At 69.3% G+C, this 11,478-nt stretch carries 13 protein-coding genes; 5 read left to right on the forward strand and 8 right to left on the reverse strand.

Going from position 1 to position 11,478, the window contains the following annotated elements:
- The 7 genes from Q4I23_RS24770 to Q4I23_RS24800 all read right to left on the reverse strand — a co-directional run.
- The coding region (locus Q4I23_RS24770; RefSeq protein WP_498527978.1) for an efflux RND transporter permease subunit at nt 1-1,839 on the reverse strand (1,839 nt) is incomplete at its 3' end.
- Nucleotides 1,840-1,852: 13 nt separating this feature from the next.
- Nucleotides 1,853-3,574: an efflux RND transporter periplasmic adaptor subunit gene (locus tag Q4I23_RS24775; protein ID WP_498527979.1), complete on the reverse strand. Its 1,722-nt coding sequence runs from the start codon at nt 3,572-3,574 to the stop codon at nt 1,853-1,855.
- Nucleotides 3,571-4,761 (reverse strand): TolC family protein, encoded by a 1,191-nt coding sequence (locus Q4I23_RS24780; protein ID WP_498527980.1) that lies wholly within the window; start codon nt 4,759-4,761, stop codon nt 3,571-3,573. The genes Q4I23_RS24775 and Q4I23_RS24780 overlap by 4 nt, the downstream gene beginning before the upstream one ends.
- 16 nt (nt 4,762-4,777) lie before the next feature.
- A complete protein-coding gene (locus Q4I23_RS24785) occupies nt 4,778-5,455 on the reverse strand; it encodes a methyltransferase family protein (RefSeq protein WP_498527981.1) in 678 nt (225 codons plus the stop codon).
- Nucleotides 5,452-5,724: a DUF2933 domain-containing protein gene (locus tag Q4I23_RS24790; protein ID WP_498527982.1), complete on the reverse strand. Its 273-nt coding sequence runs from the start codon at nt 5,722-5,724 to the stop codon at nt 5,452-5,454. The genes Q4I23_RS24785 and Q4I23_RS24790 overlap by 4 nt, the downstream gene beginning before the upstream one ends.
- A 10-nt stretch (nt 5,725-5,734) precedes the next feature.
- The gene (locus Q4I23_RS24795) at nt 5,735-6,499 is read right to left on the reverse strand and encodes a Spy/CpxP family protein refolding chaperone (protein WP_498527983.1); all 765 of its coding nucleotides are present in this window, start codon (nt 6,497-6,499) and stop codon (nt 5,735-5,737) included.
- A gap of 157 nt (nt 6,500-6,656) precedes the next feature.
- The gene (locus tag Q4I23_RS24800) at nt 6,657-7,007 is read right to left on the reverse strand and encodes a hypothetical protein (RefSeq protein ID WP_498527984.1); all 351 of its coding nucleotides are present in this window, start codon (nt 7,005-7,007) and stop codon (nt 6,657-6,659) included.
- A gap of 463 nt (nt 7,008-7,470) precedes the next feature.
- On the opposite strand from Q4I23_RS24800, the gene Q4I23_RS24805 reads away from it, so the two are divergent.
- From Q4I23_RS24805 to Q4I23_RS24820, 4 genes are all read left to right on the forward strand, one after another.
- Nucleotides 7,471-7,818 carry a hypothetical protein gene (locus Q4I23_RS24805; RefSeq protein ID WP_498527985.1) on the forward strand — a complete coding sequence of 116 codons (348 nt, stop codon included), beginning with the start codon at nt 7,471-7,473 and terminating at the stop codon, nt 7,816-7,818.
- A gap of 105 nt (nt 7,819-7,923) precedes the next feature.
- Complete coding sequence (locus Q4I23_RS24810; RefSeq protein ID WP_498527986.1) at nt 7,924-8,580, forward strand: cupredoxin domain-containing protein; 657 nt, start codon at nt 7,924-7,926, stop codon at nt 8,578-8,580.
- Between the two features lie 17 nt (nt 8,581-8,597).
- Nucleotides 8,598-10,289, forward strand: a complete 1,692-nt coding sequence (locus Q4I23_RS24815) for a cbb3-type cytochrome c oxidase subunit I (protein WP_498527987.1) — start codon at nt 8,598-8,600, stop codon at nt 10,287-10,289.
- Nucleotides 10,290-10,305: 16 nt separating this feature from the next.
- Nucleotides 10,306-10,494 carry a hypothetical protein gene (locus Q4I23_RS24820; protein ID WP_109070249.1) on the forward strand — a complete coding sequence of 63 codons (189 nt, stop codon included), beginning with the start codon at nt 10,306-10,308 and terminating at the stop codon, nt 10,492-10,494.
- Nucleotides 10,495-10,553: 59 nt separating this feature from the next.
- On the opposite strand, the gene Q4I23_RS24825 is transcribed toward Q4I23_RS24820, so the two are convergent.
- Nucleotides 10,554-10,787, reverse strand: a complete 234-nt coding sequence (locus Q4I23_RS24825; RefSeq protein WP_211100372.1) for a PA2433 domain-containing protein — start codon at nt 10,785-10,787, stop codon at nt 10,554-10,556.
- A gap of 181 nt (nt 10,788-10,968) precedes the next feature.
- Between Q4I23_RS24825 and Q4I23_RS24830 the strand changes: the two genes are divergently transcribed.
- The coding region (locus Q4I23_RS24830) for a hypothetical protein (RefSeq protein ID WP_498527988.1) at nt 10,969-11,478 on the forward strand (510 nt) is incomplete at its 3' end.

Raw genomic sequence — 11,478 nt, forward strand, 5'->3', positions numbered from 1 at the left:
GCCCTCGGCGTGCTCGTCGAGTTCGGCGCGGCCGGTGCGGCGCCCGACGGAGGCCACCTCGGGCACCTGCATGATCAGCCTCTCCGCCGCCAGCCCGACCCGGTTGGACTCGGCCAGCGAGATGCCGGGGTTCAGCACCATGGAGATGGTCAGCGTGCCCTCGTTGAAGGGCGGCAGGAAGGCGCGCGGCAGGCTCGGCACCGTCGCCGCGGCGATCAGGACGGCGGCCCCCACCGTGGCGAACAGCGTCCCCGGGTTGGCGAAGGCCCAGCCCAGGAGCCGGACGTTCCCGGCCTTCAGCTTGCGGACCAGCCAGCTGTCGTGCTCCTCCAGCCGCTTCAGCCTGGGGAGCAGATAGTAGGACAGCACCGGCGTTACGGTGATGGCGGTGACGAGGCTGGCCAGGATGGAGACGATGTAGGCAACGCCCAGGGGTGCGAACAGGCGCCCCTCGATGCCCGACAGGGCGAACAGCGGCACGAACACCAGGATGATGATGACCGTGGCGTAGACGATGCCCGAGCGCACCTCCTGCGAGGCCGAGGCGACCACCTCCAGGATGCCCCGCGGGTTGCCCGCCCGCCGGTTCTCGCCGAGGCGCCGGTAGATGTTCTCAACGTCCACCACGGCGTCGTCCACGAGTTCGCCGATGGCGATGGCGAGGCCGCCCAGCGTCATGGTGTTGATCGACATCCCGAACGCCTTGAACACCAAAACGGTGATCAGGATCGAGATCGGGATGGCGGTCAGTGAGATGAAGGTCGTCCGCACGTTCAGCAGGAACAGGAACAGGATGACGGCGACGACGGCGACCGCCTCCAGCAGCACCTTCTCCACGTTGCCGATGGAGGTCTGGATGAAGTTGGCCTGCTTGAACAGGATCTCGTCGGCGTGGACGCCCTTCGGCAGGAACTGCGCCAAGTCGCTCAACGCCCCCTCGACCTCCGCGGTGAGCTCGGTCGTGTCGGCTCCGGGCTGCTTCTGAACGGACAGGATCACGGCGGGCTTTCCGCTGACCCCCGCGTCGCCGCGCTTCACGCGGGCGGCGAAGTCCACGGCGGCGATCTGGTGGAGCAGGATGGGCTGCCCGACCTTGTAGGCGACGACGAGGTTGCGCAGGTCCTCCAGCCGGGTCGTCCGGCCGATGTTGCGGATCAGGTACTCCTGGGAATGCTGGTCGATGAAGCCGCCGCCGGTGTTCGCCGAGAATTGCTGGAGCACCTTCACCAGTTCGTCGGTGGTGATCTCCAGGTCGTGCAGGCGCGCCGGGTCGGGGGCGATGCGGTACTGCTTGATTTCGCCGCCAATGGGGATGACCTGGCTGACGCCGGGGATGGCAAGCAGCCGCGGCCGCACCACCCAGTCGGCGAGTTCACGGACCTCCATCGGGCCGACGCCGTCGCCGCTCATGGCGATCAACATGATCTCGCCCATGATGGACGAGATCGGCCCCATCTGCGGCCGGACGTTGGGCGGAAGCTGACCCTGGACGATGGCCAGCCGTTCCGCGACCTGCTGGCGGTTGCGGTAGATGTCCGTGCCCCAATCGAACTCGACGAAGACGATGCTGAGTCCGACGCCGGACACCGAGCGCACGCGGGTGATGCCCGGCATGCCGTTCATCGAGGTCTCCAGCGGAAAGGAGACCAACTGCTCGACCTCCTCCGGCGCCAGCCCCTCGGCCTCGGTCATCAGTGTGACCGTAGGCTTGTTCAGGTCGGGGAAGACGTCGATCGGCAGGTCCTTCAGCACGAAGGAGCCGTAGACGACCAGGATCGCCGCGGCGGCCAGGATGAAGAGCCGGTTGCGCAGGCTCGTGTTGACGAGGAAGTTGAACATAGCGGGGGGCTCCTCACCGGATCTGATTGAGGAGACCGGCGCCGTCGGTGACGATGCGCGCCTCCGGCTCGACGCCCGCCAGGACCAGCACCGTGTCGCCGTCGACGGGCTGCGTGCGCACCGGGCGGGCGACGAAGCGTTGCGGCGTGTCGTGCTGCCAGACGATGGGCTGGCCGCTGGCGTTGCGCACCACGCTCTGTCGCGGCAGGACGATGCCGGATGCGGTGCCCTGCACCTGGGCGACGAGCCGGACCGGCTGGCCGACGCCGAGTCCCGATGGCGGATTGCCGATCCGGAAGAGCAGCGGGATCGCCTGTTGGCGCAGCGCGAGACTGGAGCCGAGGAGTTCCAGGGACAGGCTGGTGCCGTCGGCCGTCGTCGCCGTGGCCGCCTTGATGGCGTTCGCCACGCGGGGGTCGAAGGCGACCGCCTCGACCATCAGCCGCGCCGGGTCGACGATCTCGAACAGCACCTGGTCGCGCCCTTCGACCACCTGTCCGGCCTTGATGTTGTTGGCGGTGACCACCCCGGAGATGGGCGCCCGCAGGGCTTCCTTGGTCGTCAGCGCGGGGGACAGGGCCGCCTGGCGCTTGCGCAGCCCGTTGAGGTTGGCCTCCGCTTCTTCGATGTCGCGCTGTGGCACGCTGCCTTCCAGCTTCCGGAGCCGCTGGAGGCGGGATTCGGCGATGACGAGTTCCTGCTCGACCGTCGCGATCTGCTGCTGGATGCCGCTGCGGTCCACAAAAGTCACGGCGGGGGCGATGTAGGCCAGGATCTGCCCGGCCTCGACCCGCTGGCCGACGTAGGGCAGCCCCTTGTCCCCCGGCTCGATGCGGCCGCTCTGCGTGGCCTGGACGTGGCCGCCGCCGTTGGGGTCGGCGATCACCTGACCGATCAACTGCACCGTCTGCGCCGCCTCCTGCGGCTTGGCAACGATGGTTCGGACCGACAGCAGGCGCTGCGACGGCTTGGGCACGTACAGGCTGCCGTCCGGCAGGCGCCGCGGGCTCTCCGAAGCGGCGGTCGCCCCCATCGGGACGGCCGCCGCCGCCTTGCCCTTGCCCTCGTCGCCGTGGCTGTGGTCCTCGCCGCCGTGGGCGAAGGCGGCGCCGCTCGCCAACAGCAGGCCGATGCCGACCAGCACGGCGCCCGCGACCGTCCGCGTGCGTCCACTCTGGGTCAGGGCGACGGTGGTCAGGACCCCGAGCAGGAAGACCATGACCGCCCCCAGCATCAGGCCTGAATCGTTCCGGACCTGGCCGAGGACGGCGGAAACACCCTGCGCACCGCCGGTCTGGGCTTCGGCCGCGGACGCCGGAACCTCCAGTGTGCCGATCAGCAGGTCGGCCGCGTCGGCCGAGGTGACGGAGACGGTCACTTCATGGGATCCCGGCTTTGAGAGCCAGGACGGGTCGAGGCGGTAGACGCCCTCCTCGCCAGAGACGGGCGAGGCCGTCGCGGCCTCGCCATCGGCGCTCACCTCGATGGTGGCGCCGTTCACGGGCTCGTTGGTGGCGAAGCGGTCCAGATGGACGAGCAAGGTCTTTCCCTGGGCGACCGCCACGAGTTCGAAGTCGGACGAGGACGTTTCCAGGGTGGGGGCGGCCGTCGTGACGACCGGCTTCGGCTCATCACCACCATGGGCGTGGCCCTCATGGGCGAGCGCGGGGATGGCGACCGGCGCGGCAAGGCTCGCGGCGGCGACGGCCGCGGCAAGAAGGCGTCGGGTGGTCATGGGAGAACTCCGAGGGACTGGTTCATACGGGCGCGTGCGGCGCCGACCTGGATTTCGGCGGTGGCGCGGGCGAGGTCGGCCTCGAAGGCCGCCTCCTGGGCGCGCACGTACTCGACGAGGCTGATCTCGCCCACCCTCCGGGCGCGCTCGATGTTCGACAGGCGTGCCCTGAGAGCCGCAGCCCGGTCGCGCGCGATCGACAGGCGCTCGCTCGCCGCCTGGTGGGCGAGGCGGGCTTGCCGGATGTCGGACTCGACCGTACGGGTCGCGTTGGCCTGCTCGGCCTCGGAGCGGACGACCTCGCTCAGCGCCTCGGCCCGCTTGGGCGCGTTCACGGCCTCGACCGCGAACGGGATGCGGACGGAGACGCCGAACACGGTGTCGTAGCGTTCCTCGCGGCTGTCGCGCTCGCGGCGGGCTGTCAGCCCGACCTCCGGGCTGTCGCGCGTCGTCAGGTCCACCAGTTGGCGCTGGGCCTGAGCCGAGTGGACGCCCAGCCGCGCCGCCAGCAGGGAAGGGTGCCGCTCAAGCGGCGGCTCGCCGATCTCCGGCTCCGGTGCCGCCTTCGGCGGCGCCATGCCAGTGAACGTCCGGAACACTTGGCGGGCCTCCTCCAGGGCGAGTTCCTCGTCGCGGAGATCCGCCGCGACGGAGAGGGCTTCGGCGCGGGCCAGCTGGTGATCGGCCTCGGAGGTCTCTCCGGCCCGGGCGGTCCGCCGGGTGTCGGCCTCCAATTGGCGGGCGACCTTGAGGCGCTGCCGGGCAAGCTCGGCGCGGCGCTCGGCCAGCGCGACCTGCCACTGGGCCGTCCGGACCTCCCCGGCGACGGCCAGCTGGCGCGCGGCGATCTCGGCGTCGGTGCGCGCCAGAAGCGCGTCGCCCGCCCGGACGGTCGCCGTTCCCTGGCCGGGCAGCCAGAGCGGGACGCCGAGTTCGGCCTCGTACTCGCGCCGTCCGATGTTCCGGTTCAAGTAGTCGCTCGTGTGCCGCAGCGTGACCGCCGGGGCGGCCGGGACCAGCGCCTTCCCGGCGCCGCGCCGGGCGGTGGCCACGGCCCTCTGGGCCTCCAGGCTCCTGACTTCGGGGTTGAGCCTCCAGGCGCCCTCGACCGCGTCCCGAAGCGTCTGCGCTCCGGCCGGGAGCGCCAGCAGGCACACGGCGACGGTCGTTGCCGCCGCTTGCTTCATGAGCGTCCACCCAGAATCACGCACCGAACGACCCTCCCACTCTGGGGTGGTTCGGCCCACGGGAGGAGAGACGCGGAAGCCAACCCGGCGTGACCGCGGCGTAACGCTCGTACTCGGCGCCGAACACCCGGAGGGCTTCCCGCTCCTCGGACCGGGCCAGACGGATGTACATCAGGACCAGCAGCGGGAACATCGCCAGCGTCAGGATGGTCGGCCACTGGAGCAGGAAGCCGAACAGGATGCCGATGAAGGCGATGTACTGCGGGTGCCGGACATGGGCGTACACGCCCGTCGTGGCGAGCCGGTCTTGCTTCTGCGCCGCGTGAAGCACTTTCCAGGCCGCCGAGAGCAGGACGAAGCCCGCGAGGATCAGGACGTTGCTGAGGATGTGCAGCACGTTGAAGTGCGGGTTGCCCTCCAGGCCGAGGACGGTCGACCAGAGGTGCCCGGCATCGTAGGACAGGATATCGAGGCCCGGATAGCGGGTCTGGAGCCAGCCCGAGAGCAGGTAGATGGTCAGCGGAAAGCCGTACATCTCGGTGAACAGGGCCACGATGAAGGCGCTGAACGCCCCGAAGGACCGCCAGTCCCGGGGCGACTGCGGCTTGCCGAAGCTGAAGGCGAAGATGATGAAGATGGCCGAGTTGAGGACGACCAGCACCCACAGGCCATAGGCCGAGGCTTCGTGCGTCATGGCGTGCCTCCCTTGTTCGACCGGTCGGCGTCACCATTCCCGCCGTGGCCGCCCCGCCCGTGACCGCCGAGCATGAACAGGTGCATCAGCGGGCACAGGAGCAGGACGAGAAGCGGAAGCGCGTCGAGCATATGGTCGACGTGGAAGAGCGACAGGTACGCGGCCGCCAGGACGGTCGCGCCGAGTCCGGCCAAGCCGGTCCAAGTCCGGTACCAGGGCGTGCGCGCCTGCGGCTCGGGAGCGTGAGGGGTGTGTTCGTGGTGCGTCATGGCCGCCTCCTCACATCATGCCCATGGGGCCGGGGAGCAGCCGGTCCGCGAGCGCCTTCTGCTCGTCGGTCAGCACGGCGTAGAGCGGCTTGGCGGCGGACTCCAGCGCCTTCAGGGCGTCGAGCCGGGTGGACAGCGCCTTCTGCTGGAACGCGAGCCGGTCGGGCCAGGAGGAGGGCATGCCGCCTTTGGTCATCTGCTCATGCATGGTCTGATGGGCCTTGGCGTTCGCCCGCAGGCCGTCGGCGAAGGCGTTCCACTGCGGTGCTTGGGCGTCGGTGATCTTGAGTTCGGCCTTCAGGAACGCGATGCGGCCCTCGACGTGCTCGAAGGGCAGGCCCATTCCGCCCTGCTGGCCCATCATCATCTGTCGCATCATGGACATCATGCCGGGCCCCATCATCCCGGGCCCCATCATCCCGGCTTGGCCGTCCTGCTGGCCCGACATGCCGCCCATCATCGAGCGCATCTGGTCCATGTTCATCATCATGCCGGGCTGGCCACCCTGCGCCTGGGCGCCGGGCTGGACGATGATGCCGCTGCCCATGCCCTGACCCATCATCGGCGCGTTGCCGGGCGTGCCGGGCTTCGCGCCCGGGGTCGGCTGCGTGGGAGCCGGGGTGGGGGCCGGAGCGGGCTGGGCCTGCGTCGTGGCCGCGGCCCCGTCCGGATGATGGGCGTTGTGGTCCTGGTCTGTGGTGGTCTGGGCCTGGGCGACCGACATCATGGCGGTCAGCGCGAGTGCCGGGAGCATCTTGCGGGTGAGAGACGACATGGCGTCCTCCATCTGAACATCGGGTTCGAGCCATCCCGGACGGACTCCACGCGGGAGCGCCGGGGACGCAAAAGCCAAGCGCACGAGGGCCGGGACCGGCGTCCTTCGCCGAGCCGAGGCTCAGGTCGGGCGCGGGCGGACTCGTGGCGTCAGATGGTCAGAGCGGGGGGCGGATAGCCGGGTCGATGCCGATGCCGTCCGGCGTGGCCAGGGCGGGCAGACGCTGCGACGTGTTCAGGCGCGGGGTGAACGCCTCGACCATCGCAGCGGGGAGGCCTCCGTGCATGGTGACGCACTGAGCGACGCTGCAGCAGGCCCCTTCGTCGAGCAGGCCAAGGTCCCCACACGGAGCTTCCTCGTGCTCGTGGTCCGGGACGGTTGCGACGGCGTCGCCATGGTCGTCGACCAGAGCGTGCTCGTGAGGAGTCTGGGACGCATGGTGAGGCCCCAGGTTGGCGTGGCTCGGCGCGGCATAGACGAGCAGCGTGGCCAGCATCAGCAGGCTCACCACCACCCTCCTCACCGACGACCGCGTCGCACGCCACATGGCGTTTGCCTCATCTTGTGGGAGCCGTGCGGCACCCCAGTGCCCACCGCACCCTTATGGAAACCTACGACCGTTTCATGGCCCCTGCAACAACAGATGGCTTCGGCAACGATCCCTGTCAGGCGTCGGAGAAGGAGTGCGTCGGAATGTCCCCCGCACCTTCGATCGGGCCGGAGATGCCACAGGAAGAACCCTGCACCTTCCAGCCGCTGGAAGGTCAAGGACAAAGTCGAACACGTCTCCTGTCCGGTCACCGGCGCCGCCCTGCCGCAGGCGCAAGGCACCACCGCCCGGTGACGTTTCACCCATGGCGTCTCCACAACCGGACCGTGACACGGGCGTCGGGTTGATGCCGATCAATTCCCGGACCTATGATAGGGGCTACGCTTGGCATGGCCTGGGAGGTCCCAGGTCGTTGGTGGCGATGGCAGACATGACGCGGTTGGGCCACATCTTCGCCGTTCTGGCGTTCGCCTTCGCGCTCCTGGTGGGCGCGGCGGGCGGAGCCATGGCGCATGTGGAGGCCCATGGCGGGCCGATCGAACACCGTTCCCACCACACGCCATCGCCTTCGGCCCCGTCGCACGGCGACTCCCACAAGGCTGCCCTCGTGGTCGTGGCTCCGTGTTGCCCGGCGGCCGAAGCCCCGGTGGACCATGTCGCCGCCGTCGCAGTGACGACGGTGGAAACGTCCTGGCACCCGCGGCCCGACTACGCCCCCAACGCCCGGGACATCGCGCCGGACACGCCCCCTCCGAAGACCGCCCTCTGACCGGCCGAGCGCCCTGACGCCGTCTGCGTCGGACGCCCGGCCACGCGCCGCCCGACCGGCGGCGTTCGCGAGCGATTCCGACCACGCGACCAGAGGACTCTCACGATGTCTGAGAGGCATTTCACGACCCGTCGCGGCTTCATCGCCGGACTGGGCTTCGGCGCCGTCTCCCTGTACGGCGCCTGGGCCGCTTATGGGGCCGCACCGCTCCCCTTCGGTGGCAAGACGGCCGCTGCCCCCGAACCCGACGCTCACGGCGGCGGTCATGGCGGCCATGGTGCCGCCGAAGCACCCGCCGAGGCCGGTGGCCACAGTGGACACGGGGCTTCTGCGGGCATGGCGCCCGAGGAGTTCCGTTTCGAACACGACTACTTCATCCAGCGGCACATGCAGAAGGACGGCAGCGTGAACCCGCACGTCAGCGAGGACACGCACAGCCACGCCGCCAAGGGACATGACCACGGCCATGACGCCGGAGGCGAGCTGGTGGACGTCTACCTGATGGCCCAGAAATTCTCCTACAGCCCGGACATGTTGTGGCTGAAGGCCGGGCAGGCGTACCGGTTCCGCATGATGGCGGACGACATCACCCACGGTGCGTCGATCCAGCTGGGTTCCGCCAGCCGCATCATCCGCCTGCGGCCGGGCACGGTCACCGAGCAGACGATCACCTTCACCAAGCCGGGCGAGTACCTCGTGTACTGCACCGTCTACTGCGGCCAGGCGCACGACGCCATGCAGGGCCGCATCGTCGTCGCGTGACCCGGGGAGGCCCCACCATGAATACCATCTCAACGAACGTCGCCCCGGTCGGCTCCAAGCCCACCCTGGCGGCGCGCATCAAAGCCCTGCCGACGCCCGACAAGGCACTCCTCAAGCTGCTGTTCGGTGCCGCCCTGCTGGCGCTGGTGCTGGGCTTGATCGGAGGCTTTGTGACCGCACTGGCCCGTGCCGGTGCGCTGACCTTCTTCCCGGACGACGCCTACCGCCTGCTCACCCTGCACGGCGTGTCGGTGTTCTTCTACTGGCTGTACCTGATCCAAGCGGCCCTCCTGCTCGTGCTCGCCGCTGCCGAGAACGGACGCGGGCTGGCGTTGCGCCCGTTCGCCTGGCTGGGTGCCGCGCTGATGCTGGCGGGCTTCGGTGTCAGCGAATGGATCTCCTACACCGGCACGCTGCTGCTCTACGACGGCAGCCCGGAACTCGCCGCGGACGATCCGCGCTCGGTCGGGTTCTTCGCGCTGGGCTACCTGCTGCTCTCCGGCGGCCTGGTCGCCTCGGCGGTCAGCGGCATCGCGACGGTGCTCCAGCCCCGGCTGCGTGGCGAGGCGGACGCATTCACCTCCATCGGCTTCGCGCTGTTCGCCTGGGCCGGGTTCCTGGTGGTCAGCGCCATCGCGGCGACGAACGCCTTCCTGCCGGGCGTGCTGTGGTCGCTGGGCGCCGGGCCGTTCCCGGCCGACCACGGCACCGAGTGGCACATCCTGTTCCACAACCTGCACTACCTGCCGCTGATGGCGACCGTGCTGGTGTGGTACGTGCTGACCGAGCACCTGACCGGCGTGAAGTCCATCCACGGCGCGCGCATGTCGAAGATCGTTTTCGCCGCGTATCTCGTCTTCGTGCCGCCGACCAGCCTCTACCACATGTTCCTGGAGCCGAACCTGTCCGAGGGCGTGCGGGTGGTCGGCTCGCTGCTGTCGCTGTTCGTCTCGGTCCCGACGCTGGCGGCCTTCGCCATCATCGTCTCCTCGCTGGAGGCCAGCGCCCGGGCGCGCGGCGTCACCGGCTTCTTCGGCTGGATGCGCGGGCTGCCGTGGGACAACCCGGCCATGGCGAACATGGGCTGGGCGGTGGTGAACATGATGGTCGGCATCACCTTCGCCTTCGTCCTGATCCAGGGCGAACTGGCGCCGATGCTGTCGGACACCTTCTTCGTGCCCGGCTACTTCCACTTCTTCGCGGTCGGCGTGCTGACCCAGACCTTCCTGGCCGCCATGATGGTCATGCTCCCGGCACTCGGCGGCGGCACGCTGTGGCGCCCGGCGGTGCTGAGGCGCATGCCCCTGCTGGTGACGATCGGTCTGGTCATCTTCGGCGCCGCGGGCATCACGGCCGGGTTCATGGGCGTGCCGCGCCGGGTGTTCGACGTGAGCTACGGCGGCATGGCCCCCGCGGCATGGCCGGTGCTGATGGCCCTGGTCGGCGTCGGCGCCACGGTCTTCGCCGTGGCCATCTCGGTCACCGTCTACGGCGTCGTGCGCACGCTGCTGTCGCGGCGCGCGACGGCTGAACAGGCTCCCGTGGTCGATTGGCAGGCCGGGGCGCGCGGCGTCGGCGCCGCGCCCGCGTGGACGGGGCCGGTGTCGGTCGCCGCGCTGGTCGCCGCCATGTACGTCTTCACCATCGTCGCGTTCCAGCTGATCCAATCCCTGCCGATCATCGCGATCGGCGGCGGGCATGGGCACTGAGCGCAGGAGTAAAGCCATGAAGAACGACGAACTCTGGCTGACCCTGGCCATCGTCACGGTGTGGGCGGGGTTGGCCGCCGTCTACGCCTTCGTCCCCAGCCTTGGGATGCCCGGCTACGTCCGGGTCTGGGGCGGCGGCGCCATCGTGTTTCTGGTGCTCGCCGGGATGCTGTTCGCTGTCGGCCGCAAGGCGCGTAGGGGCTGAGCCGCTGCGCACGACGCCGCGGGGGTGAGGGCATTGCTCAGCCCCCGTGGCGCCCGATGTCACTTCTTGATGCCGAGGAGGTTCTCGGCCTGGGCGAGCGTTGCCTCCGACTCGGCATGCTTCCCCTGCTTGTGGAGCGCCTCGCCGTCGGCGCGGAGCTTTTTGACCTCGGCCAACTTCGCGGCGTCCAGCTTCGGATTGGCCGCGAGCGCCTGGTCGATGGCGGCCATGTGCCTGGGGCAACTGTTGGCGAGCGCCGGGCCGGTGAGGGCGACGGCGAAGATGGTGGCCAAGGCGATGTTCCTCAACATGCTTCTCCTCCCGTTTTGCGGCACGCGAGAGCACGCGGGCCTTTTGATGGACGTCGGAACAGCGCCGGGTATTACAGCACCGGCGCCCGCGGTTAGCGACTGGGCAACAGTATAAAGGCATCCAGGATGGCATTCCGCCGTTGCGCACTCCCAGGAGGGTGCCTTGAAGCTGAAGGCAATCGCCTCGCTTCGAACGGCCATGACGGGGTTCAACTCCTTCGGTGAGGACGGCCACGTCACCACGGTCCTCCTCCACCTTCAGCATGCGTCCGAGATGCTTCTGAAGGCGGCCCTCATGCAGAAAAGGGTGCAGGTCTTCGACCGGGAGAAACAGTTCTCCTTGGGCTTCGAAAAGTGTGTCAACTTGGCGAAGATGCACTGCGGAGTCTCCGAGGACGAGGCGGGCATCTTCAAGGCGGTGGACGCCATGCGGGACGCGGCCCAGCACTGGTTCGTCTACGTCTCGGAGGACATCCTTTACCTGCATACCCGCGAACTGGTGACCGCCTTCGACTCCGTCCTGAAGCGGTCGCTCGACGACGACCTGTCGTCGCACCTGCCGACCCGTGTCCTGCCAGTCTCCACGATGCCTGCGGGGGACTACGACTTCCTGATCGACCGCGAGTATAAGCTGGTCGCGGAACTCCTGGCCCCCGGGCGCCGCGCCCAGGAT

This window comes from Azospirillum sp. UFLA03-27 (genome assembly GCF_059803775.1).

What these genes read in the sequence shown, in the direction of transcription:
- Q4I23_RS24775 (WP_498527979.1), bottom strand. Translation starts at nt 3,574, where the DNA reads ATGACCACCCGACGCCTTCTTGCCGCGGCCGTCGCCGCCGCGAGCCTT.
- Q4I23_RS24790 (WP_498527982.1), bottom strand. Translation starts at nt 5,724, where the DNA reads ATGACGCACCACGAACACACCCCTCACGCTCCCGAGCCGCAGGCGCGC.
- Q4I23_RS24805 (WP_498527985.1), top strand. Translation starts at nt 7,471, where the DNA reads ATGGCAGACATGACGCGGTTGGGCCACATCTTCGCCGTTCTGGCGTTC.
- Q4I23_RS24785 (WP_498527981.1), bottom strand. Translation starts at nt 5,455, where the DNA reads ATGACGCACGAAGCCTCGGCCTATGGCCTGTGGGTGCTGGTCGTCCTC.
- Q4I23_RS24815 (WP_498527987.1), top strand. Translation starts at nt 8,598, where the DNA reads ATGAATACCATCTCAACGAACGTCGCCCCGGTCGGCTCCAAGCCCACC.
- Q4I23_RS24810 (WP_498527986.1), top strand. Translation starts at nt 7,924, where the DNA reads ATGTCTGAGAGGCATTTCACGACCCGTCGCGGCTTCATCGCCGGACTG.
- Q4I23_RS24780 (WP_498527980.1), bottom strand. Translation starts at nt 4,761, where the DNA reads ATGAAGCAAGCGGCGGCAACGACCGTCGCCGTGTGCCTGCTGGCGCTC.
- Q4I23_RS24795 (WP_498527983.1), bottom strand. Translation starts at nt 6,499, where the DNA reads ATGTCGTCTCTCACCCGCAAGATGCTCCCGGCACTCGCGCTGACCGCC.
- Q4I23_RS24820 (WP_109070249.1), top strand. Translation starts at nt 10,306, where the DNA reads ATGAAGAACGACGAACTCTGGCTGACCCTGGCCATCGTCACGGTGTGG.